At 71.5% G+C, this 22,249-nt stretch carries 24 protein-coding genes; 10 read left to right on the top strand and 14 right to left on the bottom strand.

Going from position 1 to position 22,249, the window contains the following annotated elements; translation table 11 throughout:
* The first annotated feature begins 1 nt into the window (after position 1).
* From ACIBEI_RS00985 to ACIBEI_RS00975, 3 genes are read left to right on the top strand one after another with little or no spacing between them, the layout of a single operon-like run.
* Positions 2-880: an alpha/beta fold hydrolase gene (locus ACIBEI_RS00985; RefSeq protein ID WP_398883752.1), complete on the top strand. Its 879-nt coding sequence runs from the start codon at positions 2-4 to the stop codon at positions 878-880.
* Complete coding sequence (locus ACIBEI_RS00980; protein WP_398883750.1) at positions 877-2,157, top strand: glycosyltransferase; 1,281 nt, start codon at positions 877-879, stop codon at positions 2,155-2,157. Before ACIBEI_RS00985 ends, ACIBEI_RS00980 begins: the two co-directional genes overlap by 4 nt.
* On the top strand, positions 2,154-3,302 hold the full coding sequence (locus ACIBEI_RS00975) for a class I SAM-dependent methyltransferase (protein ID WP_398883749.1): 1,149 nt from the start codon (positions 2,154-2,156) through the stop codon (positions 3,300-3,302). The genes ACIBEI_RS00980 and ACIBEI_RS00975 overlap by 4 nt, the downstream gene beginning before the upstream one ends.
* 44 nt (positions 3,303-3,346) lie before the next feature.
* Here ACIBEI_RS00975 and ACIBEI_RS00970 read toward each other — a convergent pair whose 3' ends face one another.
* The 3 genes from ACIBEI_RS00970 to ACIBEI_RS00960 form a co-directional block, all read right to left on the bottom strand.
* Positions 3,347-3,856: a DinB family protein gene (locus ACIBEI_RS00970; protein WP_398883747.1), complete on the bottom strand. Its 510-nt coding sequence runs from the start codon at positions 3,854-3,856 to the stop codon at positions 3,347-3,349.
* Between the two features lie 88 nt (positions 3,857-3,944).
* A complete protein-coding gene (locus ACIBEI_RS00965; RefSeq protein WP_398883745.1) occupies positions 3,945-4,364 on the bottom strand; it encodes a Zn-ribbon domain-containing OB-fold protein in 420 nt (139 codons plus the stop codon).
* A gap of 110 nt (positions 4,365-4,474) precedes the next feature.
* Positions 4,475-5,206: a TetR family transcriptional regulator gene (locus ACIBEI_RS00960; protein WP_398885032.1), complete on the bottom strand. Its 732-nt coding sequence runs from the start codon at positions 5,204-5,206 to the stop codon at positions 4,475-4,477.
* A gap of 242 nt (positions 5,207-5,448) precedes the next feature.
* Between ACIBEI_RS00960 and ACIBEI_RS00955 the strand changes: the two genes are divergently transcribed.
* Together ACIBEI_RS00955 and ACIBEI_RS00950 are read left to right on the top strand one after the other, a co-directional pair.
* Positions 5,449-6,072, top strand: a complete 624-nt coding sequence (locus ACIBEI_RS00955; protein WP_398883743.1) for a hypothetical protein — start codon at positions 5,449-5,451, stop codon at positions 6,070-6,072.
* Complete coding sequence (locus tag ACIBEI_RS00950; RefSeq protein ID WP_398883741.1) at positions 6,063-6,464, top strand: hypothetical protein; 402 nt, start codon at positions 6,063-6,065, stop codon at positions 6,462-6,464. Before ACIBEI_RS00955 ends, ACIBEI_RS00950 begins: the two co-directional genes overlap by 10 nt.
* Before the next feature lie 49 nt (positions 6,465-6,513).
* Here ACIBEI_RS00950 and ACIBEI_RS00945 read toward each other — a convergent pair whose 3' ends face one another.
* From ACIBEI_RS00945 to ACIBEI_RS00935, 3 genes are all read right to left on the bottom strand, one after another.
* Positions 6,514-7,602 carry a hypothetical protein gene (locus ACIBEI_RS00945; protein ID WP_398883739.1) on the bottom strand — a complete coding sequence of 363 codons (1,089 nt, stop codon included), beginning with the start codon at positions 7,600-7,602 and terminating at the stop codon, positions 6,514-6,516.
* A gap of 211 nt (positions 7,603-7,813) precedes the next feature.
* Positions 7,814-8,203, bottom strand: coding sequence for a hypothetical protein (locus ACIBEI_RS00940; RefSeq protein WP_143641084.1), 390 nt, complete (start codon positions 8,201-8,203; stop codon positions 7,814-7,816).
* A 282-nt stretch (positions 8,204-8,485) separates the two neighbouring features.
* Positions 8,486-9,418, bottom strand: a complete 933-nt coding sequence (locus ACIBEI_RS00935) for a MurR/RpiR family transcriptional regulator (RefSeq protein ID WP_362076322.1) — start codon at positions 9,416-9,418, stop codon at positions 8,486-8,488.
* 249 nt (positions 9,419-9,667) lie between these two features.
* Between ACIBEI_RS00935 and ACIBEI_RS00930 the strand changes: the two genes are divergently transcribed.
* Positions 9,668-10,381 (top strand): ribonuclease H, encoded by a 714-nt coding sequence (locus tag ACIBEI_RS00930; protein WP_398883736.1) that lies wholly within the window; start codon positions 9,668-9,670, stop codon positions 10,379-10,381.
* Between the two features lie 99 nt (positions 10,382-10,480).
* Entirely contained in the window at positions 10,481-10,675 is a 195-nt protein-coding gene (locus ACIBEI_RS00925; RefSeq protein WP_398883734.1) for an antitoxin, read from the top strand.
* Positions 10,676-10,780: 105 nt separating this feature from the next.
* Here ACIBEI_RS00925 and ACIBEI_RS00920 read toward each other — a convergent pair whose 3' ends face one another.
* The 4 genes from ACIBEI_RS00920 to ACIBEI_RS00905 all read right to left on the bottom strand — a co-directional run bounded on the left by ACIBEI_RS00920 (position 10,781) and on the right by ACIBEI_RS00905 (position 15,609).
* Positions 10,781-11,677 carry a hypothetical protein gene (locus ACIBEI_RS00920; protein WP_398883732.1) on the bottom strand — a complete coding sequence of 299 codons (897 nt, stop codon included), beginning with the start codon at positions 11,675-11,677 and terminating at the stop codon, positions 10,781-10,783.
* A gap of 156 nt (positions 11,678-11,833) precedes the next feature.
* Positions 11,834-13,171: an alpha/beta hydrolase family protein gene (locus ACIBEI_RS00915; protein WP_398885030.1), complete on the bottom strand. Its 1,338-nt coding sequence runs from the start codon at positions 13,169-13,171 to the stop codon at positions 11,834-11,836.
* Positions 13,172-13,504: 333 nt separating this feature from the next.
* Positions 13,505-14,383 carry a dienelactone hydrolase family protein gene (locus tag ACIBEI_RS00910; RefSeq protein ID WP_398883730.1) on the bottom strand — a complete coding sequence of 293 codons (879 nt, stop codon included), beginning with the start codon at positions 14,381-14,383 and terminating at the stop codon, positions 13,505-13,507.
* A 71-nt stretch (positions 14,384-14,454) separates the two neighbouring features.
* Positions 14,455-15,609 (bottom strand): helix-turn-helix domain-containing protein, encoded by a 1,155-nt coding sequence (locus tag ACIBEI_RS00905; protein ID WP_398883728.1) that lies wholly within the window; start codon positions 15,607-15,609, stop codon positions 14,455-14,457.
* A gap of 346 nt (positions 15,610-15,955) precedes the next feature.
* Between ACIBEI_RS00905 and ACIBEI_RS00900 the strand changes: the two genes are divergently transcribed.
* Positions 15,956-17,296, top strand: a complete 1,341-nt coding sequence (locus ACIBEI_RS00900; RefSeq protein WP_398883726.1) for a helix-turn-helix domain-containing protein — start codon at positions 15,956-15,958, stop codon at positions 17,294-17,296.
* Positions 17,297-17,330: 34 nt separating this feature from the next.
* Here ACIBEI_RS00900 and ACIBEI_RS00895 read toward each other — a convergent pair whose 3' ends face one another.
* From ACIBEI_RS00895 to ACIBEI_RS00885, 3 genes are all read right to left on the bottom strand, one after another.
* Positions 17,331-18,065: an ankyrin repeat domain-containing protein gene (locus ACIBEI_RS00895; RefSeq protein ID WP_398883724.1), complete on the bottom strand. Its 735-nt coding sequence runs from the start codon at positions 18,063-18,065 to the stop codon at positions 17,331-17,333.
* Between the two features lie 145 nt (positions 18,066-18,210).
* Positions 18,211-18,867, bottom strand: a complete 657-nt coding sequence (locus tag ACIBEI_RS00890) for a DUF3105 domain-containing protein (protein ID WP_398883722.1) — start codon at positions 18,865-18,867, stop codon at positions 18,211-18,213.
* Between the two features lie 89 nt (positions 18,868-18,956).
* Positions 18,957-19,337, bottom strand: a complete 381-nt coding sequence (locus ACIBEI_RS00885) for a hypothetical protein (protein WP_398883720.1) — start codon at positions 19,335-19,337, stop codon at positions 18,957-18,959.
* A gap of 137 nt (positions 19,338-19,474) precedes the next feature.
* On the opposite strand from ACIBEI_RS00885, the gene ACIBEI_RS00880 reads away from it, so the two are divergent.
* Entirely contained in the window at positions 19,475-20,053 is a 579-nt protein-coding gene (locus ACIBEI_RS00880; RefSeq protein WP_398883718.1) for a TetR/AcrR family transcriptional regulator, read from the top strand.
* Positions 20,050-21,444, top strand: coding sequence for an MFS transporter (locus ACIBEI_RS00875; RefSeq protein ID WP_398883716.1), 1,395 nt, complete (start codon positions 20,050-20,052; stop codon positions 21,442-21,444). Before ACIBEI_RS00880 ends, ACIBEI_RS00875 begins: the two co-directional genes overlap by 4 nt.
* On the opposite strand, the gene ACIBEI_RS00870 is transcribed toward ACIBEI_RS00875, so the two are convergent.
* The gene (locus ACIBEI_RS00870; protein WP_398883714.1) at positions 21,435-22,121 is read right to left on the bottom strand and encodes a hypothetical protein; all 687 of its coding nucleotides are present in this window, start codon (positions 22,119-22,121) and stop codon (positions 21,435-21,437) included. The two genes, ACIBEI_RS00875 and ACIBEI_RS00870, sit on opposite strands and share 10 nt — an antisense overlap.
* Between the last annotated feature and the right edge of the window lie 128 nt (positions 22,122-22,249).

The raw sequence follows: 22,249 nt of genomic DNA, 5'->3' as shown, positions 1-22,249 counted from the left end.
CATGGCGATGGTCGACACCGGCGACGTCCGGCTGCACGTCCAGCGGATGACCCCCAAGGCAGGGCGTCCCGTTACCGCGACCGCGGTTCTCGTCCACGGTCTGCTCACCGACAGCCTGGCCAGCTACTACTTCACCCTGGCACCGGTGTTCGCGGTGTCCGGCATCGACGTGATCATGTATGACCTGCGCGGCCACGGCCGCAGCGAGCGCCCGGAGAGCGGCTACCGCCTCGACGACCATCTCGACGACCTGGAGGCACTGCTCGACCGGCTGGAGGTGACGGGACCGGTCCAACTGGTCGGCAACTCCTTCGGCGGGAGCGTCGCATTCGGCCACGCGGCCCGACATCCGGAGCGGGCGGCCGGTGTCACCTTGATCGAGTCGGAGCCGGCGACCGGGGCATGGGCGGCGACCATGGACGGGGTGCTGCAGCAGGTGCTGACCGAGCTGGCGCACAACGAGGCCGCCGCGCTGGCCTGGATCACCGCGAACCGCAGCCAGAACACCGCCCGCCTGGCGAAGGGCGCGGCCCGCCTGGCCCGCGAGACCACGCTCGCCCGGGACATACCGTTGAGTAGGGTGCTGACGGAGGATCAGATCCGGTCCGTACGCTGCCCGGTACTCGCTCTCTACGGTGGCGAGTCGGCCCTCGTCGAGCGGGCACCGTGGCTGGAGTCGCTGCTGCCCGACTGCCGGACCGTCGTAGTGCCGGGGCACGAGCACTCCGTGCTCGTCGAGGCGCCGGGGACGGTCGGCAACCACATCCTCACCATGATCGGCGAGTGGACGGACAAGCAGGGCCTGGCGGAGCGGGGCGTGGCGGAGCGGGGCGTGGCGGCGCGGGGCGTGGCCGAGCTCGCGAGGGTCGAGGGCCGGTGAGCGGGTTCCTGTTCGTCGTGCCGCCGCTGGTCGGCCACATCAACCCGACGGTTGGTGTCGCGGCGGAACTGACCGCGCGGGGACACCGGGTGGCCTGGGCGTCCGCCGATCCCGGGCTCGTCCGGCGGCTCGCGGGGGACGAGGCGGTGGTGTTCCCGTGCGCGGGACCGGTCCTGACAGGGGAGGACGGAGTGCGGCCGGCGGACCTCCGGGGCCCGGAGGCGCTGAAGTTCCTGTGGGAACGGTTCCTGGTGCCGCTGGCCGAGGCGATGGCCCCCGGAGTGCGGGCGGCCATCGGGGAGTTCGGTCCCGATGTCGTCGTCGCCGATCAGCAGGCCTTCGCCGGAGGGCTGGTCGCCGAGCGGCTGCGCGTGCCGTGGGCCACCTCGTCCACCACCTCCGCCGAATTCACCTTCGCCGACGCGCTGGCGGGCATGCCCAAGGTCGCGGACTGGCTCGACACGCTGCTGCACGAGCTGCGAGGCCGTATCGGTGATCCGTCGGGCACGGCCGATCCACGGTTCTCCCCGCGTCTGGTGCTCGCGTTCAGCACGCCGGAGCTGGCCGGAGCCGGAGCCGGGACCGGGACCGGGACTGGGGCTGGTGCGGAGGCGGAGGCGGGCGACCGGATCCGCTGGGTCGGTCCCTCGATGGCGACCCGGCCGGACTCGGCCGACTTCCCCTGGAGCTGGCTCGACCCCGCCCGTGCCACGGTGCTCGTGACCCTCGGCACCGCCAACACCGATGTCGGGGCCCGCTTCCTCGCCGAGTGCCGTGACGCCCTGCGCTGCCGCGCGGACCGGGTGCAGGCGGTGATCGTCGATCCCGCGAACGTGCTCGGCGCGCACGCGGACCTGGACGAGATGGACGACATGGACGACCTGAATGACATGGACGACAAGGACGTACTGATCCGGTCCGTGGTCCCTCAACTCCCGCTCCTCGAACAGGTCGACGCGGTCGTCTGCCACGCGGGGCACAACACCGTCTGCGAGGCGCTGTGGCACGGCGTCCCCCTCGTGGTGGCCCCCATCCGCGACGACCAGCCCGTCGTGGCCGGGCAGGTGGTCGACGCGGGCGCCGGCGTCCGGGTCAGGTTCGGGCGGGTCACCGCCCCTAAGCTCGGCGCGGCGATCGACGCCGTACTCCACGAACCCGGCTACCGCTCCGCCGCCGAGCGGATCCGAACCGCGTTCCGTGCCGCGGGTGGTGCCGGCGCGGCAGCCACTCACCTCGAAGAACTGGCCATCGGCGCGCCCGCCAAGGAGGCCCCATGAGCGACGAAGTGCAGGAACCACGAGGGACGGGTGGCGAGCGGGCCCCGAGTCGGGCCGAGCAGGCCACGGACAGCGAGCCGACGCCGAGTCGTAGTCGCGCCGAGCAGGTCGCCGCGCTGCGCCCCCGCTACCAGGCCGACCTGGCGAGTGGCCTGGACCGCTTCTTCGAAGCCCGGCGCGCCGACTGCCCCTGGTGCGGCTCGGCGCGGCTGAAGACGAGGCTGCGCACCACCGACCTGCTCCAGCACAAGCCGGGCCGCTTCGTCCTCGACCGTTGCCAGGACTGCCGGCACACCTTCCAGAACCCCCGACTGAGCGCCGAGGGGCTGGAGTTCTACTACCGCGACTTCTACGACGGTCTGGGGGAGAAGCAGCTCGGCAACACCTTCGGGGGCCGGACCGCGATGTACCGGCAGCGCGCGGAGTCCCTGCTGCCGTTCGCCGCGGCGCCCAAGAACTGGCTGGACGTCGGCACCGGCCACGGCCACTTCTGCGAGTCGGCGCGGACCGTTCACCCCGGCACGACCTTCGACGGGCTCGACTTCACCGACGGCGCCGAACTCGCCGAGCGCGCAGGACGGGTGGAGCGGGGCTACCGCGGCAGCTTTCCCGACCTGGCCCCGGAACTCGCCGGCCACTACGACGTGGTGAGCATGTTCCACTACCTGGAGCACAGCACGGAGCCCGCCCGCGAACTGGCGGCCGCGCACCGGGTGATACGCCCCGGCGGCCATCTGCTCATCGAGGTCCCCGACCCCGACAGCCGCTATGCCCGCCTCCTCGGCCGCTGGTGGCTGCCCTGGCTCCAGCCGCAGCACCTGCACCTCGTCCCGGTCGAGAACCTGCGGCGCAGACTGACCGACCTCGGCTTCACGGTGGTGGCGGAACAGCACGCCGAACCGCACGACCCGGTCGACCTCCTGGCCGCTACGTGGCTGGCCATCGACGCGGCCGCGCCACGCGAGGACCTGCCGTGGCTGCCGAAACCGCCGAACCGCCGGCAGCGGACGCTGCGCACCGCGATGGCGATCGCCGGCGTGCCCTTCCTGATTCTGGCGACCCTGCTGGACCGGTTCGTGGTCAAACGCCTGTCGCACCGGCTGGGTCTGTCCAACGCCTACCGGCTCCTGGCGCGCCGCGACTGAAGTGATTGAAGGGCGGTGCCAACGTGCTCACGGCGCAGCCGTCCTCAACGGCCCTCCAGGATCCCCCGCGCGAACGCCGCCTGGCCCACGTGCTGCAGGTCGTCGGAGAGGACGCTGACGAGCCGGGCGCCCAGGGTGACGGGCGGGGACCAGTTCGCGTCGACGATCCGGTCCAGGTCGTCGGCGCGCAGGTCGTGCAGGGCGGCCAGCGTCTGCTCGTGGACGGCGTCGTGGTAGCCGAGCAGCAGGTCGCCCGAATCGACCTGGACCTTGGCCACCTGCCGCGGGGTGTGCCCGTAGCCCGTGTCCCGGCCGGGCAGGCCCAGGGCGAAGCGGTCCGGCCAGTCCTGCGACAGCCAGACCTGTTTCAGTCCGAAGGCGTCGGCGACATGGTCGTCCTGGACACGGGTGAGATGCCAGACCAGCCAGCTGATCGAGTTGGTCCGGTCGTCGATGCGGGTGTTGAGGTCGCCGGGGGAGAGGCCGTCGACGGCGGCGTGGACCTCTTCCCGGATGCGGCCGTACGCGTCGACGAGAATGTCCTTGGCGTGCATGGGCTCCTCCACGCTCTCCGCGGGTTCCTGTCCCTGCCCAGTGTCCCCCGCGGACCCGCCGCGCGCGTCGCGCCGGTGGGAGGGCCGGTCAGTGCCAGCCGGAGTAGGGCTCCTCGCAGAGCTTGAACACCGGTTCGCGGCGGACCGGGTCCATCGCCGTGGTGAGCTGGACACGGTCGCCGGTACGGATCGCCATGAGCGGTCCCGAGACCCGGCCCCGGACGGTGAAACCCTCCGCCATCTCGACGAGCGACACATTGCGCGCGCCCGGAGTGTTGCGCTGGACGACGGTGGCGTGGCGGATGACTCCCAGGCCCGCACTGCGCTCCGTGCGCAGGTCGCTGCCCTGGCAGACCGGGCAGAGCAGCCGGTGGAACATGGCGGTCCCGCACCAGCGACAACGCTGGTAGAGGAGCCCTTCCTCGGCGGCCGGGCCGGTGGTGGTCGTCTCCGGGTCGAGTACGCCCGTCGTGGTCCCGGTCGTGGTCCCGCTTCCTCGGTGGAACACGATGTCATCTCCCTGCGCTGGGCCGGAATCTGAAGAAGTGCGCGGAGCGCCGTGCACGACCTCAGAATATGGCACGCAGTGTCACGCGTAAAGGCACTCAGTACCCTCAATCATTCGGGATCTCGACCAAGAGCCGTCTCGACCTCCTGGACGACCCGCCACATCGGCGCACCGCGCCTGGAGATGACGACGACCACGTCGTCGTCCGCCGCCTCCTTGGTCGGCCTGTCGGTCGGCCGCTGTGCCGGTCCGACGGGACCGGGGGCCGAGCCGAAGACCTGCTGGACGTGGGCGAGCGCGTGGTCCACCTCCGCGGTCGCGTCGCTCTGGCCGTCCGAACGCAGCCAGGACCGCAGCCCGTTGTTGTGCGCGGCGACCACGGCCGCGGCGATCACGTCGGCCCTCAGTGTTCCGTCACGACGACCGGCGAAGCGCCCGCGCAGATACTCGGCGAGCGCGCGCTCGTACCGCCAGACCACCGATAGTTCGTACGTCCGCAGCCCCGGGACCTTCTTGGTCAGGTGGTAGCGCTGGACGGAGAAGGTGGGGTTCTCGGCGTACATGCGCAGGACGACGCGAGCGGCGTCGCAGACCCGGGCCACCGGGTCGTTTGCGCCCCCGCCCCCGTCTCCGCCCTCACCACCGCCCTCGCCGAGGAAGTCGTTCATCTCGGCCAGGCAGCGCTCGTGGTCCGGGAAGACCACGTCCTCCTTGGACGGGAAGTACCGGAAGAAGGACCGCCGTCCGACCCCCGCGAGAGCCACGATCTCGTCCACGGTGGTCTGCTCGTATCCCCGCTCCAGGAACAGCTGGAACGCCGCCGCGACGAGGGAGTCCCGCATCGGCGGCTTCGGAGGTGTCACATCGGCCGCCTGGTCAGGGCGGGGTGCCTCGCTCATGGTGGGGAACCTAGCACCGGACGAGGCACGGATGGCACTCGGTGTGCTCCCGTCGGGGAACTGAGTGCCATGCCCGGCCGGGGCCGGATGCGGGCCGGTCCCAGGCGCCGAGTAGGGTCCGGGCCTGTGCCCGGCCGTGAGGGCCGGAGCGAACGCTGGTGCGGGTGTGACGGGGGTCGGAAACGGTGCGGCGCTGGATCAAGGTGTCGGTGGCGGCTGCGGTGGTGCTGGGCATCGGCGGGTACGCGGCCGAGCCGTACGCACGTGACTGGATGCTGGCCGGCAGCGCGTGCGGCGGGGCACTGCCCCGGGACGTCGTGGACCGGCTCACCCCGGACGGCGCGCACCTGGAGGGCGAGGAGTCCCGGCAGACCGGCGCCCTGGGCTCGTACGGCTGCGACCTCACCATGAAGGGCGATGAGGTCGACGACTCACGCCTCATCAGCATGGAGGCGTACACCCGGCGCGACGACCGGGACCGGGAGTTCTTCCGGGCCTTTCCCGAGGAGGGGTTCTCCTCGCAGTCCGCGGTGCCCGAGGGGCTGCCCGGGTTCATCGACCGCCTCGGCGTGATCCAGCTCCTGATGGCCTGCCCGGACCTCCCGAAGGGCGGCAGGGCAAGCTCCTGGTCCGCACCTGGATGGGCCGCGACACGCTGTACGGGGTGCCGGGAGCCGCGTACCAGGCGGTCGTCGCGCTCGCCAACTCGGCCTCGGACCGGCTGGGTTGCGGTGCCGAGCCGCTCAAGGCGCCGAAGGGCGACGCGGTGCCGCCCGCCCTCGGGGACGAGCCCAAGAGCGTGCCGCTGACCCGGGCCAAGGGCACCGGCTGCGAGTGGGTGACCGGGGCGGGCCTGCCGGAGAGCGGCGACTGGCGCGTCGAGGCGGGCATGAACGACTCCGCGCCGACGGGGCAGTGCGAACTGAGCAGCGAGTCGGGCGACAACGGGAACGACAAGGGGATGTACTTCGTCGCCTGGTACGGCGACTGGAGCAACCGCCTCGTCTTCGAGGACGGCAACGGCGAGTTCCTGTCGACGACGGCCACCGCCCGCTGCGACGGAGAGGCCGCCAACTTCGCCCTCAGCGCCTCCGACGACATCCCCGGCGTCGACAAGACCGCCGAGCAGCGCATGTTCAAGCGGTTCGCGCAGGACCAGGTGGACCGCCGCGACTGTTCCGGGCTTCGGTTCCGCTTCTGACAGCCGGCGGCTCGTCCCGCCGGTGGTCCGCTAGTAGGCCGGTGGTCCGCTAGTAGATCGTCATCCACAGGGCCCGTACGTACCAGTCGTCCACCAACTGCCGCATCGCGGTGGCGCGTTCGGCGGACACGTTCCGTTCCTCGGCCCATCCTTCGAGAACCGTGAACAGCTGGTGGCGGCCGTCCATCAGGTCGCCGCGCACCGGACCGGCGGCCTTCCGGTCCGCGATGTCGCCCATCGGCGGGCGGTCGTCGAGCTGCCGGGACGCGGGGCGGAACGTGCCGCGCGTGTGCTCGCGCACCGCCTTGTCGAAGGCGGCGAGGTCGGGGATCGTGCCGTTCCTGACGTATGCGGCGCGGTACTTCATGAGGTTGCCGATCCGGCCGGACATGTCCTGGAGGTCGTTGTCCGGCCAGTCCTGCGGGGTCGACTCGAAGCGCTTGTCGGTCGAGGGGCGGAAGTCGGGGTCGCCGCCCGAGTCGCTCAGCCGCTCCAGGTAGTACGCGAAGTAGGCACGCTCGGCGTCGTAGAGGATCGCGAACGCCTCGGGATCCTTGGCGAGTTCGGCGACGAGGTACTCGATGTTCGCGTCGGCGTCCGCGTAGCTGTCGCTGTGCTCGAAGACCACGTGCGCCTCACCCGCCGCCAGGAAGCGGCCGTACCGGGAGTAGCCGGTCGGGTCGAGCTGGGCCTCGTCGGCGGGCACCGCGGGGCGATTCGCGTCGTCGTCGCCGAGCGAGTCGTCGCGCCCCGCGTCCACCACGTACTCGGCCAGCATCCGCGCCACGCCCGGGGCGAGACCATCGGGGATCTCCGCGTCATGAAGGACGGCGGCCACCGCGTAGGCGCCACGCGCCTGCGCCAGGGTGTGCGGTGTGCCCGAACTCTTCGCACGGGTGGCCGTGCTCACGATGTCGCCGAGTACGCGGGCGCCGTCGTCGCACACCTTCTCGTGGGCCAGCAGCTTCCTGACCGAGCCGAGCCGTTGGAGGTCCTCGCCGGGATCCAGTGCCCTCGTGGCGGCCGTCGCGTCGGCGGCGAGCGCCCGCTTCGAGGCGGGCAGCCGCCAACAGGGCTTGTCGTGCCCGGAGTCTGCGAGCGCGAGCGGAAGGGAGACCCCTGCGGCGAGAACGACCACCGCTCCGCCGCCGACGGCCCAGCGACGCTTCCGCGGCTGCCCCCGTAGCGAGAGGCGCCTCGTCAACGCTCCGAATCGGCCCCGAGGTTCGACGGACGTTTCCTCGTCGCGACCGTCAACGCCACCGTCGCTTCCGCTTCCCCCATCACGCATCCCGGCAGAGTAGCGAGCGTGCGCGGTCGCGAACGCGCCGGGTCCGCGGGCGTCCGGTTCAGTGGCCGTGCCGCGTGTTGTGGCTCTCCACCAGGGCCTGGGAGACGACGCGGACACCCCGGGCGATGTGGTTCAACTGCGTGAGCTCGGCCGCGTACAGCTTGATCGTGTTCTCGATGACGGACTCCGGCATCCCCAGGGCGGGCAGCTCGGCCCGGGCGCTGTGCAGCGCGGTACGCACGACCCGGATCTCCTGCTGGAGCTGGATCTGCGCGTGACGGGCGAGCAGCACCGGCTGACGGATCAGCAGCGGATAGCTGGCGTAGCGGGAGGGCACCAGGTCGCGCAGCCATTTGGCAGCCGACCGTTCCCAGTCCCGGTTGCCGGGCGTCTTGACCTGACACGGCCAATCCGTGCTGATGGGGGAGTACGTCAGGGACATGGACATCGCTTCCGAGGTGGCCGGCGGGTGGTGAGGGTGGTTCTTGGCGGCCCCGGCCTAGGGGATTGACCGGGGCCGCCACGGGCGTGCGCAAGCGGTGCCCGTTCAATGCGCCCGGGGCCGATGCGAGAAGGGAGCGCCGTTCCCGGACTGACCAGGACCCCACCGGATCCCGATCAGCGAGAAGTATTCATATATACCGTCCGGTACGCAAGGGTATGAAAAAATTCATGTGAAGGTACGGCTGAATTGCCCCTTGCGGACACCGGTCACCACATGCCGGAGAAGTCAGTCCTTGACGAAGAACGCGTGCTCGTCCGCGACCTGCTCGTAGTCCTCCAGGCGCGCCTGCGTACGCTCGGGATCGGCGTCCGTCATGGCCTGGAGCAGGGCCGCGGACAGCACGACGGGCGCCGCGTACGAGTCGAAGACGAGGCGTGAACCGGTGCCGGTGGCGAAGACGACATCCGCCTCGTCGGCCAGCGGCCCGAGCCCCAGGTCGGTGACAAGTGCGACGCTCAACCCGGCCCGCCGGGCGACCCGCATGGCCGTCAGCGTCTCGTGCGCGTGCCGGGGCATGGTGAAGGCCAGCACCCAGGTGCCGCCGGCCTCGCGCGACTGCAGCAGGGCGTCGTACGCGACGCTGCCGCCCCGGGTCACCAGCCTGACGTCCGGGTGGATACGACGGGCGGCGTATGCGAAGTATTCGGCCAGCGAACCGGAGATCCGCAGCCCGAGGATGGTGAGCGGAGTCGACCGCGAGAGCGCGCGGCCGGTCTCGATGACCTGCTCCGGGTCCGCGAAGTCGCGGCGCAGGTTCTCCAGGTTGTCGATCTCGGCGTCGACGGCCGCCTGCAGTTCGTTCGGCCGGGCCGCCTCCGCCTCCTCGGCCGCCTCGGGCGTGCTGGCCAGCTTGCTGAGCGCGATCGACTGGAGGCGTTCGCGCAGCGCGGGATAGCCACTGAAGCCCACCGCCGTCGCGAAGCGGGTCACCGAGGGCTGGCTCACGCCCACCCGCTCCGCGAGATCCGTGATCGACAGGAACGCGGCCTCGGTGATGTGCTCGATCAGGTACTGGGCGATGCGGCGCTGCCCGGGAGAGAGGCGAGGGCCGTCGAACAGAGCCCGCAGCCGTGTGGTGGGAGCGGCCTCCGCCTCCGGGACCGGTTTCCCCGAACTGATCGCAGACGCCTGCGCGCGGGCCTGCTGCGGCGATGGCACCGATGCGCCTCCTTCGTGTCCCACTCAGGTTCAACATAACTCACAGGAAGGGCGGTCCGGCGGACAGTTGCGCGTGGTCAGAGGGCCGCCGTCCGGACGGCTTTCCGGGGTGTGATTCGAAGCCATGGTCTTGGTCCACTGTTACGCAGAGTCGAGCCCCGACTTCCAGGGGCGCGGGGAACTGCGCGCTCAGCCACGACGCACCCGCACCCGACCACCCACCGTCCCGGAGGCGCCCCGACCCCTGGCATGATCGAGCCCATGGCTGAACGCGTAATCGCCGCATGCGACGGTGCATCGAAGGGCAACCCCGGTCCCGCCGGCTGGGCCTGGGTCATCGCCGACGGGACCGGCACGACTCCCACCGAGTGGGAGGCAGGACCGCTCGGCACGGCGACCAACAATGTCGCCGAACTGACCGCGCTGGAGCGGCTGTTGACCTTCGTGGCGCCGGATGTGCCGCTGGAGATCCGGATGGACTCCCAGTACGCCATGAAGGCCGTCACGACCTGGCTGCCGGGCTGGAAGCGCAAGGGCTGGAAGACGGCGGCGGGCAAGCCGGTGGCCAACCAGGAACTCGTCGTGCGGATCGACGAACTGCTCGACGGCCGCTCGGTCGAGTTCCGGTACGTGCCCGCGCACCAGGTCGACGGCGACCCGCTCAACGACTTCGCGGACCGGGCGGCGAGCCAGGCGGCCATCGTCCAGGAACCGGCGGGCAGCGAGCACGGCTCCCCGGAGCCGCCGAAGTCGCCCGCCGCCAAGAAGACGGCCAAGAGCGCGGGGCCGCCGCGCAAGCGCGCCTCGTCCTCCGCCGCCTCGTCGGCCTCGTCGTCCTCCTCGCGCACACTCAAGGCCAAGTTCCCGGGCCGTTGCCGCTGCGGTCGCTCGTACACCGCGGGGGAGACCATCGCGAAGAACGCCGACGGCTGGGGCCATCCGGAGTGCCGTACCGAGGCCTAGGATCCGGTCGCTGACCGGCGGTTTTCCCGCCCGGATGCGAAATCCGCCACCTGCGGTGACCCTGGAGGCGTGGGGGTGAACTGATCAGGAGGATGACTCATGTCCGTTATGGACAAGCTCAAGGGCATGCTGAAGGGCCACCCGGACCAGGCCAACAAGGGTGTCGACAAGGCCGGAGACATGGTCGACGAGAAGACCCAGGGCAAGTACAGCGGTCAGGTCGACAGCGGCCAGGACCGGCTCAAGGACCAGTTCGGTTCGAACCCGGACCAGGACCGGCCGCCGCAGTCCTGACACCGTCACACCGCGATCGCGCACCGGCGGCGAGGGCCTGCCTCGCCGTCGCCACGGGCCGGCCCCCAAGTGGGGCCGGCCCGTGGCGTTCGTCGCGCCAAGTGGTCAGTGTCTGCGGCGACTTGACGGCGTACAGGTGACGGTCGGGCCGGCCAGCATGCCTCCGGTGTAGAGGCTCTGGCCCCGGGGCATCCAGTACCCCAGCTTGGACACGACCGTCGTGCAGGCGTCCGCGAGCCGGGCGTGGACGACCACCGTGGAGGGCCTGCCCGGCTGGAGGTCGGTGAGGGCGCAGTCCAGGGCGTACATGCTGCGGGCACTCGACGGATAGCGGCCGACGAGCGGATTCACACAGCGCGGGTCGGCCGTCGTCAGCTCCACCCCCGAGGACTCCTCGCCGATGAGCCCGAAACGGGCGCTCCCGTCCCCCTCGTCGCTGTCGCGGGAAACGGTGTACGTCACCGTCGTGGTCGTGTTCGGCCGCAGTGCGCGCCGGTCGGCCTCGATGCGATGGGTGACGACGGGCTTCGGGTCGGTGAGGGTCAGGGTGGCGCGAACCGTGCCCCGCAGGTCGACACCGGCGGGCGACGAGCGGACGTGGACGGTGCCGCTGACCTCGTACGTGCCCGGACCGGGGTTCTCCCTGCCGCCCGGAAGCGGGCCGGTGGCCACGGTCCTGCCGTCGCGCCGCAGGGTCCAGGTGCCGGACGTCCGACAGGTGTACCGGACGGAGGATCCGGCCCGCCCGCAGGTGGCCGGGGCCGACAGGGACGTACCGGCACCCCCGCCGCTCGCGCACAGGCTGACGGAGGCCCGCTGCCCGCCCTCGCCCTTCAGGGTGCCCGCGGGGGCGCAGAGCATGGCCGGCGGGGGCGGCTCGGGTGCCAGGGTCCGGGGTGCGGCTCCCGCCGGCTGACCCACTGCGGTCCAGCCCGCTGCGGCCAGGACCGCCACCGCGGTCAGCAACAGGGGCGTCCTGCGAGGCGTGGGGTGGGACGGCATCGACTCCTCCTCCGGCTCCGGGGCGCCAACGGCCGGACGTACATCGGTCGCGTGCGCTCAGACGTCGTCGCATGCGGTCGAATGTGGTCGCACGCGTCGAGGAGAGGATGCGGGAAGCGCCGACGGCCGGGCCGCTCCCACGCCGGGCGGGACGGGTCAGGGCCGGTACGCGTCGCCCGGATGGGCCAGGTCGTAGGGGCGCAGGTAGGGGGTGGGACGGTACGCGGTGTAGCGGGCCGGAGTCGTCGGATCGGCCTGTGCCGCCCGCGAGTTGAGGGTGTCGGCGCCCGTGTCGCCCCATCGGCCCGTATCGACCCGGTGCTCCAGCGTGTCCAGTGCGGCGACCTGCTCGGCGGGGCTGAACGTGCAGTGACCGGCGTTGTCGACGTACGCCTGGCGCAGCAGCGGGCGTGAACCGGCGGCCGTGGCGGCGCGCAGGTAGGCGCTCTCGGTCTGCACGGGGACGAGGGCGTCGCCGGTGGTGTGGATGGTGAGCTGAGGCTTCGTCAGCCGGCCGGTGAAGGTGCTTGTCCGGCTCATCCAGTCGACCGCGTTCTTGTCGGCCTTGACGCGCGGGGCGGTGTTGAGCGCCCTGAGGTCGGCCTTCAGGGAGCGCCCGGCCGCCTTGTAGAGGCCCTTGACCTCCTTGTACGCCGACGACGTGCGCAGCAGCTTCGCGTAGTCGACGCCCGTGTTCCAGGACGAGTTGCCGCCCGCCAGCACCTCCGTGTCCTGGCGCCAGCTGAACGCCGCGGTGGCGAGGAGGCCCCGGACGGCCGTGTACTGGTTTGCCTGCTGGGCGTTCCAGTCGTCGGGAGCGGGGCGGGGCTGGGAGGGGTCGTTCCAGCCGGGGATGTTGTGCAGGGCCGCCGCGAGGGCGATCCGGGCACGGCCGTCAGCGGAGGTCTGGGCCTGGGTGACGACACCGGCCAGGGTGGCGGCGGCGGTCGTGGCGGCCGCCTGGTCCTGGAAGCCGGCCAGGGGTATCGAGGCGTCGGGCGCCAGGAGGGTCTTGAGGGCGAAGACCGGATCGAGCGTGTTGTTCCAGTTGGCGACGCCGCCGTGGACCAGCCCGCAGACGGACAGCGATCCGTCGATCCGGTCGCCGTGGCGCTCGGCGATCCTCGTGGTGACGAACCCGCCGTACGACTGGCCCCAGGCGAGGGTCCGCCGGGCCGCCCCGAACCGCTCGGTGAACGCGTCGAGCGTCGCCAACTGGTCCGGCACCGCGTGCTCCACCGCCCAGCCCGTGGTGGCGTACGACGAACCGGCCAGCGCGTAGCCGTCCTTGAGGAGGAGGGCGCGGGTGGCGGGGTCGGTGACGTTCTGGGCCGGGTTGGGCGCGCCCGGCGGGCGGAAGCCGTGGCTGAACAGGAGAACGGTGCCGTTCCAGCCGGCGGGGACGTCGATGACGTACGTCGCGCCGGAGGCGAGTGTGCCCTCGACGTGGACGTCCTCTGCGGTGGCCGGGTGGGCCGGGGCCGCGGTCACCATCAACAGGGCGGCGACCGAGAGGAGGAGTCGGCGATTCACGAGGGGATCCCTTCGGCGGTGGGGGCATGGCGGCACAACTGGGCCTGCTTTTACGGCCGTTGGCGCGACATGTGCACAGCGGGCTTCCTGTGACGGGGCGGGCACCAGTGAAGCTAGGCATGATTGCGGCGGTGGTCAAGAATCTGCGCAACATGACTTGAGAGTGATGTGGGTACCCGCAGGTGGCCGAGGTTCGCAGGGTGCTCCCCGAGGTCCGCCGGGACCTCGGGGAGCACGCTTGGGCCGCGCGGCCCGCGGGTACGGACCGCGCGGCCGTCCCCCCTGGGGTGGGGGCTATCCCGTGGGGCAGGTGTTCCGGTATTCGCTGATCTGTGTGTTGGGCGCGGGTGCCGGGCAGAGGAACTGCTCGTACCGCACGTCCTCGTCGACGAACCGCTTCAGCCAGGCGATGCTGTACTTCGCGATCGTCACGTTGGAGCCGAGCGCCACGTTGTGGTCGGCGCCCCGGAGTTCCACGTACGCCTTCTCGGGTGCGGCGGTGAGGCTGTTGTAGAACACCTCCGCGTGCGAGGCGGGCGAGGCGATGGCGTCGTTCTCGGCGCCGATGATCATCGTGGGCACCCGGTCGGTCTGCCAGGTCTTGTCGTTGCTCCACGGCATGAGCGGTACGGCGGCCTTGAGCGAGGGGCGCGACTCGGACGCCTTGAGCGAGCCGCCCCCGCCCATCGAATGACCCATCACCGCAAGGCGGTTGGGGTCGATGCGGGTGCGCACGGAACTGGACTGGACGAGGTAGTCGAGTGCGTTGAGCATCTGGGTGGCGCGGTCGTCGGGCTGGTCGAAGCCCGAGTTGGTCTCCAGCGTCAGTACGACGAAGCCCTGTGAGGCGAGGCGGGGGCCGTACCAGCTGATCAGTGCCTCCGGCGTCACGAAGCCGGGGCTGACGACGACTGCTCCGAACGTGCCCTGGCTGGTGTCGGTGGGGTAGTAGGCGGTGCCCGACTTGAACGTCGGACCGTCGACGGTGGTCTGAGCCGTGGCGAAGGGACCTCGCTCGGCGGTGATGGACTGTTCGGTGGGGTCGGGGCCCCGTTGGAAGTCTCCGGGCCCGGCCTGAGCCTCCTGGGGAAGGAGGCTCAGGCTCACCGCCAGTGCGGCGGCGCCGGAGAGCAGGCCTAGGCGTTTCACTGCGCGGGTGCTGGCATGTCTCATGCGGCCAGAGCATGCTGACCGAAAGTCAGTACCGCTTCTTGCTCAACTGCTGAATTCCGTACGGAAGTTTGTCAGGGCAGCAAGGAGCGGCGCACCGACCTGCTGCGCAGCGCGAGCTGCACGTCGAACCGGAACGCCGGGTCGTCGAGCCTGTCGCCGTACAGGGCGGCGAGTTGGCGCAGCCGGTTGCGGGCGGTCTGCGGATGGATGCCCAGCGCGGCGGCGACCTCCGGGGCGGTCCGCCCACCGGAGGTGAGCAGCGCGTCGAGCGTGTCCGTGAGCCGTTCCGCCTTGCCCGGCGGCAGGGTGCGCAACGGGTCAAGTACCTGGTCGGTCAGGAGAGTTCCGATCGGCGAGCCGTGCAGGAGGTGCAGCTCCGCGAGATGGTCCTCGGCCCTGGGCCGTCCCAGACGCCGGCCCAGCCGGGCACAGTGCAGCGAGACCCAGGCCTCGTTGAGCAGCACGCTCGGGCCCACCGCCACCTCCGTCCCCTCCAGAACGGTCAGCAGGCTGTCGTCGGGCGCCACCAGGTGCAGTTCGCCGCCCCGGCTCACCCGCAGTACGTCCTCGTGGACCGCGGTCAGGTCGGCGGAGGCGGGCAGCACCGCGCACCGCACCCGCTCCGGCAACGGCCAGGCGGCCCTGCGGGCGAGATCGGGAAGAGGTTCCGCGAGCGGATCCCGGTTGCGTTCCAGCAGCCGCGCGGCGAGCAGCCGCCGGGTACGCAGCATCTCGTCGGCCGCCCCGGCCCGCGCCTCCTCGAAGCCCGCCACCGACCCCTCGGCCATCGCGTGGATGTGCGTGAGCACGGCCTCGCTCAGCGGGACGGCGATCTCACCGGAGAACGCGGCCTCCCGGGCCACGTCCATATAGCGGCGGCACGCCACCCGGGCGCCGATCCGGTACGCGGCCTGCAGCCCGTCCATGCCGCGCCCGCTCAGGTACTCCAGTCTGCCCAGCCGCTTGAAACGCGGCACATAGTGCTGCTGCGGCGCGTCCGGCTCCTCGACCAGCTCCGTGAACTGCGTCGCGGCCAGCCGGACCGCCTCGGCGAGGTCATGGGCGACGGCGGAGCCGATCGGCTGCCGGTAGCCGCGCACCTCTCTGCGGATGGCCTGCACCATCTCCGTGGTGAGCTCGGGAAGCCTGGCCCGGAGCAGTGGGGCGAGCGCCGGAGGCAGATCGTGCCACGGGCGCCTGGATAAGAGCGGATCGACAGCTGACACGTCCAACTCCCTTGCTTGGCCCTGTAGTCGGACTCCCTCCACCAGCCTGCGGCGGGGAGGTGCCCCAACCGTGCGACGCCGTGCGCGCTCGCGCCTGGCACGCCGAGAGCACGCCTGTGGCGGCTCTCGACTTCGCTCGACCAGGGGGACCCCCATACCGCCGAAGGGTCCGCCCTCCGGGCGGAGGACGGGAGTGGGCGACAGGGCCTAGCACGGGACAGTGAGTCGTCGTGGTCCGGAGTGTAAGCCGGGTGACACTTTCGCCGCCGGTCCGCGCGCGGAATCTGGCGTACGTCACACAGGTCCCGCAGGCTGCCCAGCCCCACGGGAATCCACGGGAGGCCCCTTGACCCCCACGCACGAACGGGCGGCGCGCACCCACACGCACGTACGGGCCGCGCGCACGAAGGACCCGCACGCTCAGTTCGCCGCACCACTCCCGGGCGAGACACGGCGGATGCTGCTGCGCCACATGCCCGCCGCCGTCGACGAGATGGAGGAGGCCGTCCGCACCGGCCTGCCGCACTACGCGCACCTCGTCGACGGCACGTACGGCTACTCGGTGCGCCAGATCATCGACCGTACGGTCCACTGCTTCGTGTCGATCCACGACGGCGGCCGGCCCGGCCCCGCCGCCACCGCCGAGATCATCGCCCTGTACGAGCGGATCGGCGCACGGCACGGCCGCCTGGGCTGCCCGCTCGACGCACTGCGGGACGCCCTCGACCTGGCCGGACGGGTGGCGTGCCGTCGGCTCATCAAGGACGCGTACCGACTGCACTGGCCCGCGCCCCTGCTGGCGACGCTCACCGAGGACACGTTCACCCTGATCGGGACGGCCATCGCGGCCGCGACGCGCGGTTACGCCGAGGAGAGCCACCGCGCTCCGCTCGACGTGCAGCGGGACCGGCTGCGTGACGCCCTGGTCGCCGAGCCCGACGACCGGGCCCGGCCGCTCGCCGAGCTGGCGGCGGCGGCCGACTGGCGGCTGCCCGGCACGCTGGCCGTCCTTGCCCTGCCACCGGGCGACCATCCGCAGACACACGTCCTGCCGCCCGAGGTGCTCGCCGACCGCAGCCCCGCCGCGCCCTTTCTCATCCTGCCCAACCCCCGTACGCCGGGCCCGCGTTGGCTGCCGAAGACCAAGGGGGCGGCGCTCGGGCCGGTGGTGCCCGCCGACCGGGGCGCGGTGTCGCTGCGGTGGGCGCGGCGCGGTCTGGAGCTCGTCGAGCGCGGGACTCTGCCCGCAGGCACACCGCTGCGCTGCGTCGACCACGTGGCCGTCCTCACCGCCTTCCGGTCGGGGGACCTCCTCGAAGCCGCCGCGGCCGAGCTTCTCGGACCGCTCCTCGAACTCCCGCCCCGGCGCCGCGAACCGCTCCTCGAAACCCTGCTGGTGTATCTGCGCTGCGGCGACAACGCCGTCCTCACGGCGGAACGCCTGCACGTCCACGAACAGACGGTCCGCTACCGCCTCCGCCAGATCACCCAGCTCACCGACGGCGCCTGCCCGGACCCCGAACGCCACCTGGAGACCATGCTCGTACTGACCCGGCTGCTGTCCCCAGGCACCGCGGACAGGGGCGCGGTCGGCCGGCGGGGCAGGGCGGGCGAGGCGGGCGGCGTGGCAGGGGTGGCAGGACAGGCAGGCGGCGCGGACCAGCCCGCCCGGCCGGGACAGGCGTAGGCGCCGACGCCGAGCCCGGCTCCCGAGCTGACGGTCAGGGCAGGTCGGCGCGGCCCTTCGCGCCGTGCTCCCGCAGCCACTGGACGACCCCGTCCGCGTCGGTGGCCCGTGCGATGTCGAGGGGGGTCTTGTTGTCGTAGCCGACCCAGTCGAGATCGGCCCCCCGCGCCAACAGATAGTCGGCGGCGGCCAGTTGACCTCCGTGGCAGGCACCCCAGAAGGCACGGGTGACGGCGTCGCGGCCCGGCGGTTCGGCGCCCTCGACGACCTCCTTCACCCGGTCCAGCAGACCGAGCGTCGCGGAGTCCATGAGCGTCGTACGCGCGCCCAGTTCGACCAGTCGGTGCGCCGCCCGCCACTGGCCGAAACCGCGGGCGTCGGCGAGCGGTGTGCCGCCGCCGATCACGGCGCCGGTGGCCTCGATGTCGGCGCCCGCCTCGACGAGGGCATCCAGTACGGGCACGTCGTTGCTGCTGGCCGCCCAGTGCAGCGGGGTCTCCGAATGGGCGCCCTCGAAGCGGGCGTTGGGGTCGGCGTCGGCGGCCACGAGGGCGGCGACGACGGCGGGACCGTTCGGGTAGTGGCCGGGCCAGTCCGCGGCGATGTGCAGCAGGCTGCGCGTCCCCGCTCCGGCGCCGCGCCGAACGATCCCCGTTCCGGCGAGGCCGGGGTGCTCGGCGAGGCACTGCCTGAGCGTCGGCAGGTCACCGCCGCGGATCGCCTCGGTCACCGCGACGGCCAGCGGCTCCTGCGAGTCGAGCGTCTCCATCTCACGCCTCCTGCTGAGGACGCCCTGTAGGGGACGTCCTGCTCGGGATCGGAACGATACGCCTGGGGTGAGCCTGCCAGAGACGGAGGTACGGCGTGGCGCCGGGCTCACGGAAGAGCCCGGCGCCGAGCCCGGCGCCGGCCGGTCAGGACGCGTCGATCCCGTTCGTGCACGCGGCCCCCGGCTCCGGGGTCTGCGCACCCTGCACGTACTTCGTCAGGAACTGCTGGACCCGCGGATCGGACGCCTTGTCCACGGTCAGCTGCTTGCCCCAGGCCGACAGCATGATGGCCCCGGCCTGGTCCTTCACCGGACTCATCAGCGTGTACGGGGTCTTGGCGACCTTGTCGGCGAGGGTCTTCACATCTGCTTTCGCGGCCTTGTCGTTGTACGTCACCCAGACCGCGCCGTGCTCCAGCGAGTGCACCGCGTTCTCGTTCGGTATCGCCTTCGTGTAGACCGAGCCGTCACAGGTCATCCACGCCTGGTTGTGGTCGCCGCCCACCGGCGGGTTCATCGGGTAGGACACGGCCTTCGCGACATGGTTCTGTGTCAGCTTCTTCGCGTTCCAGGACTTCTCGCCCTTCACGGGCTTCTTCACGGCCGCCTGCTGCTGCTCGTCCTTCTCGTTCGCCTTGTTGAGGCCGTAGGCGCCGAAGGCGACGAGACCGACGACGATGACCGTGCTGATCGTGATCGTGAGGACGCGGTTTCTGCGGTCGCGGGCCTTCTCCGCCCGCCGCAGCTCCTCGACGCGCGCCTTGCGCGCCGCGGCGGCCGACTTCTTGCTGGTCTTGCTCATGGGAATGCGTTCCTTGTCCCCGCCGCGCCGGTTCCTTCGGGCGGCGGTGGGTGAGGGGTCGGACGGACGTCTGTGGTCTGGACGTCGGTCTAGATCCGCTGCACCTGGAGGACATGGAGATCGGGGGCGCCGCGCGCGGGCGGCAGAACAGGGACGTGCGAGGCCGCGACCGGGCGCGCCACGACCGGCATGCGCGGCAGCACCGCGGGCAGGGGGTGCGCGGCGACGGGCAGCACGGCCCGCGCCTCCCGGGTGGGCAGACCGCAGCACCGGTCGTGCTCGGCGGGGGAGCCCAGCCGCTCCTGGGCGACGGAGACGGTGACGACGGGATCGGCGACCTGGGCCGCCCGGCCGTGCGAGGGCACGTACCCCAGACACATCACCAGCGCCGCCAGCAGCACGGCGAGGGCAGGGCGCAGCACCGCTTCCCGCGTGACGCGGTGCGGTCGCCGGTGCGTCCTGCTGCTCATCACGGTGATGGTATGCGGTGCGCGCGACGGCGGTTCGCGGACCCCGCGGATCGGCCGGGTACGCACCTCCGCGAGACGAGGAACGCGCTACCAGCCGCGAGTAGACACTGTCTACTCGCGGCTGGTAGACAGTGTCCATGACCGAGCAGGAGGCGGGACTTCGAGCCCGTTTGGTGTCCGTGGGCGTGGACCTGGTGACCCAGGAGGGGGCGCAGGCACTGTCCCTGCGGGAGATCGCCCGCAGGGCGGGTGTCTCGCACGGCGCCCCGCGTCGCTACTTCCCGACGCACCTCGAACTGCTCTCCGCGATCGCACGGGAGGGCTTCGCCGAACTGGGGGCCGAGGTCGCCGAGGAACTGCGGGGCGGCGAGGAGAGCCCGCGTGCCCAACTCGCCGCGCTGGCCCGGATCTACGTCGATTTCGCGCTGTCCCACCGCGGTATGTACGAGCTGATGTTCCGGCACGACCTGCTGGAGAGCAACAGCCTGGGCCTGCGCGAGACCAGCCTGCCGCTGTTCAACTCCCTTGTGGAGCTGGTGAGTCGAGTACGCCCCGATGTGCGGGCACAGGATGTGGCGGGCGCGCTCTGGGCCAACCTGCACGGCATCGCGCAACTGTGGGGCTGGGGCAGTCTCCAGCTGGCGACAGGGGCGGACGGCGTCGAACCCCTCGTACGGGCCGCGCTGGACGCCCACCTCGGACCGGAGGCCCGGTGAGTTCGGCGCGCGACCAGCGCCTCACGCTCACCGCCGGCATCACGGGGGCCGCGCTCGTCGCCCTCGACGGGACCGCGCTGACCGTCGCGCAGCCCAGCCTGCGGCGTGACCTCGACGCCTCGTTCGTCCAGATGCAGTGGACGAGCAACGGCTATCTCATCGCCGTCGCGAGCCTGCTCGTCTTCTCCGGACGCCTCGGTGACCGGTACGGACACCGAAGGGTCTTCGCCCTCGGAATGCTGGGCTTCGCCGTCGCCTCGGCGGCGATCGGCCTGGCACCGGGAGTGGGCTGGGTCATCGGCCTGCGTGTCGTGCAGGGGGTTTTCGGCGCGTTGCTGCAACCGGCGACCCTGGGAATGCTGCGCGCCGCGTATCCGCCCGACCGTCTCGGGATGCCGATAGCCGTGCGTACCAGCGCCATCGGGGCCGCCGCCGCGCTCGGCCCGCTGGTCGGCGGTGCGCTTGCGACCCATTTCGGCTGGCGGTCGGTCTTCTTCCTGAGCCTCGTCCCGGCGCTCGCGGCGGTGGTGCTCGTCCTTGTGGCGCGGGTGCCGAGGGAGGCCGCGGACGTCCGCCTCGACCTGCCGGGCGCGTGCCTGCTGGGGGTGACGCTGGTGTGCCTGGTCCACACCCTCGTCGGTCTGCCGTACACCGGCTGGACGGCCGCGAGCGCGCTCGGACTTCTCTGCACGGCGGCCGCGTGCGCCGCCTTCGTCCGCCACGAACGGCGTACGACAGGGCCGTTGGTACCGCCCGAAGTGTTCCGCTCGACCGCCATCACCTCGGCACTCGGTGTCCTGCTCACCGCGTCGGCGGTGCTGTTCGGCACGCTGTTCCTCAGCACGTACTACCTCCAGGACGTACTCGGCCTGGACCCCCTCCACGGCAGCCTGCACGCACTGCCGCTCGCGCTGGCCATGGTGGTCGGCGCACCGGTCTCGGCCGTACTGCTGCGCCGGTACGGTCCGCGCCGAACGACCGTGGCTGGCATGGCTGTTGTAGCCCTTGCCACCCTTCTGATGTCCCGGCTCGACCAGACGTCGGGATCCGTGACGATCGGCGGCTGCTTCCTTCTGCTGGGGGCCGGCTTCGCCCCCGTGATGGTCACCGCGACGGCGGTCGTCGTGCGGGAGGCGTCCGTGCGGTCGGCGGGCGTCTCCGGCGGACTTCAGCAGACCGCGATGAACATCGGTCCGGCCCTCGGGGTGGCCGTGGCCACGACGCTCGCACCGGCCGGGGCCTCCGCGAGGGGAACCGCGCTGGTCGTCCTCGCCGGAGTCGCCGCACTCGGCGCGCTACTTGCGGCCAGACTCCCCGCGTCGTCAGAGAAGAGGCGCCCGGACCCCGCCGAGGGTCCGGGCGCCAGGAGCAGCGCAGCGGGTCACCCGTAGAACGGCCCCGGCGTACTCCATGTCGTCGTACCGAAGACGTTCGCGTCGTCAATGCTGATGTTGACGTTGCTGACCTTGAGCCCGTACTGGGTCGCGGTCATGCCCGCCGGGCAATTGACCTCCATTGGAGGGAAGTTGACGAAGAAGTGCGGTCCGTACTCGCCCTCGTAGTTCCGGTGCCTGGACAGGATCCAGTTGCTGTCCGGCTCGTAGTACGTCGAGCCGAGGCGCTGCTGCTCGGTGCGGACGACAAAGCTCGTGCCGTGGTCGAAACTGCCGTCGGCACGGAGGCACCCGAAGGTACGGGCGGTGTCGGCGTGCGCCTGGAAGTAGTTCCCGGTGCTGGAGAGGCCGGCCAGATAGCCGGGCTGGTTGCGGACGTTGTGCAGTACGACGCCGAGCTTGAAGCCCCCGCAGCCCGCCGACGGGTCGTAGTCGTGGTAGATCAACTGGCACTTGCGGTCGCCGAAGTAGGCGGTCGGATCCGGGTTGTAGGGCTGAGGCACCACGGTCCCGTAGAACTTCACGGTCGCCGAGACGCCGCCCTCGGTGCTCGCCGGGATCTCCACGGTGGTCGTGGCGTGGGCGGCGCCCGTGCCGGTCAGGACCAGAGCGAACCCGGCGAGCAACGCGACGATCAGCCGTGCCGGATGTCTCAGCACACGCTTGTTCCCCATAGCTGACTTCCCCCCTGTGCATGTCATGCACATTCACGCGAACGGTGACCAGCGCACGCTAGCGGCACCACCGCCCCATGAGGGGACAATCAGCGCAGTCCTCACAACCGGAACGCTCACGCGCCGGA

Source organism: Streptomyces sp. NPDC050988, from assembly GCF_044456225.1.
Taxonomy (GTDB): domain Bacteria; phylum Actinomycetota; class Actinomycetes; order Streptomycetales; family Streptomycetaceae; genus Streptomyces.
This window is presented reverse-complemented; position numbering and strand designations above follow the sequence as displayed.

Excerpts from the sequence above, each read along its gene's own strand:
- ACIBEI_RS00985 (WP_398883752.1), top strand. The coding sequence starts at position 2 with ATGGCGATGGTCGACACCGGCGACGTCCGGCTGCACGTCCAGCGGATG.
- ACIBEI_RS00920 (WP_398883732.1), bottom strand. The coding sequence starts at position 11,677 with ATGCCGTCCCACCCCACGCCTCGCAGGACGCCCCTGTTGCTGACCGCG.
- ACIBEI_RS00910 (WP_398883730.1), bottom strand. The coding sequence starts at position 14,383 with ATGAGACATGCCAGCACCCGCGCAGTGAAACGCCTAGGCCTGCTCTCC.
- ACIBEI_RS00880 (WP_398883718.1), top strand. The coding sequence starts at position 19,475 with ATGACCGAGCAGGAGGCGGGACTTCGAGCCCGTTTGGTGTCCGTGGGC.
- ACIBEI_RS00890 (WP_398883722.1), bottom strand. The coding sequence starts at position 18,867 with ATGAGCAAGACCAGCAAGAAGTCGGCCGCCGCGGCGCGCAAGGCGCGC.
- ACIBEI_RS00870 (WP_398883714.1), bottom strand. The coding sequence starts at position 22,121 with ATGGGGAACAAGCGTGTGCTGAGACATCCGGCACGGCTGATCGTCGCG.
- ACIBEI_RS00940 (WP_143641084.1), bottom strand. The coding sequence starts at position 8,203 with ATGTCCATGTCCCTGACGTACTCCCCCATCAGCACGGATTGGCCGTGT.
- ACIBEI_RS00930 (WP_398883736.1), top strand. The coding sequence starts at position 9,668 with ATGATCGAGCCCATGGCTGAACGCGTAATCGCCGCATGCGACGGTGCA.
- ACIBEI_RS00925 (WP_398883734.1), top strand. The coding sequence starts at position 10,481 with ATGTCCGTTATGGACAAGCTCAAGGGCATGCTGAAGGGCCACCCGGAC.
- ACIBEI_RS00885 (WP_398883720.1), bottom strand. The coding sequence starts at position 19,337 with ATGAGCAGCAGGACGCACCGGCGACCGCACCGCGTCACGCGGGAAGCG.
- ACIBEI_RS00960 (WP_398885032.1), bottom strand. The coding sequence starts at position 5,206 with ATGCGGGACTCCCTCGTCGCGGCGGCGTTCCAGCTGTTCCTGGAGCGG.
- ACIBEI_RS00915 (WP_398885030.1), bottom strand. The coding sequence starts at position 13,171 with ATGGTGACCGCGGCCCCGGCCCACCCGGCCACCGCAGAGGACGTCCAC.
- ACIBEI_RS00895 (WP_398883724.1), bottom strand. The coding sequence starts at position 18,065 with ATGGAGACGCTCGACTCGCAGGAGCCGCTGGCCGTCGCGGTGACCGAG.
- ACIBEI_RS00975 (WP_398883749.1), top strand. The coding sequence starts at position 2,154 with ATGAGCGACGAAGTGCAGGAACCACGAGGGACGGGTGGCGAGCGGGCC.
- ACIBEI_RS00970 (WP_398883747.1), bottom strand. The coding sequence starts at position 3,856 with ATGCACGCCAAGGACATTCTCGTCGACGCGTACGGCCGCATCCGGGAA.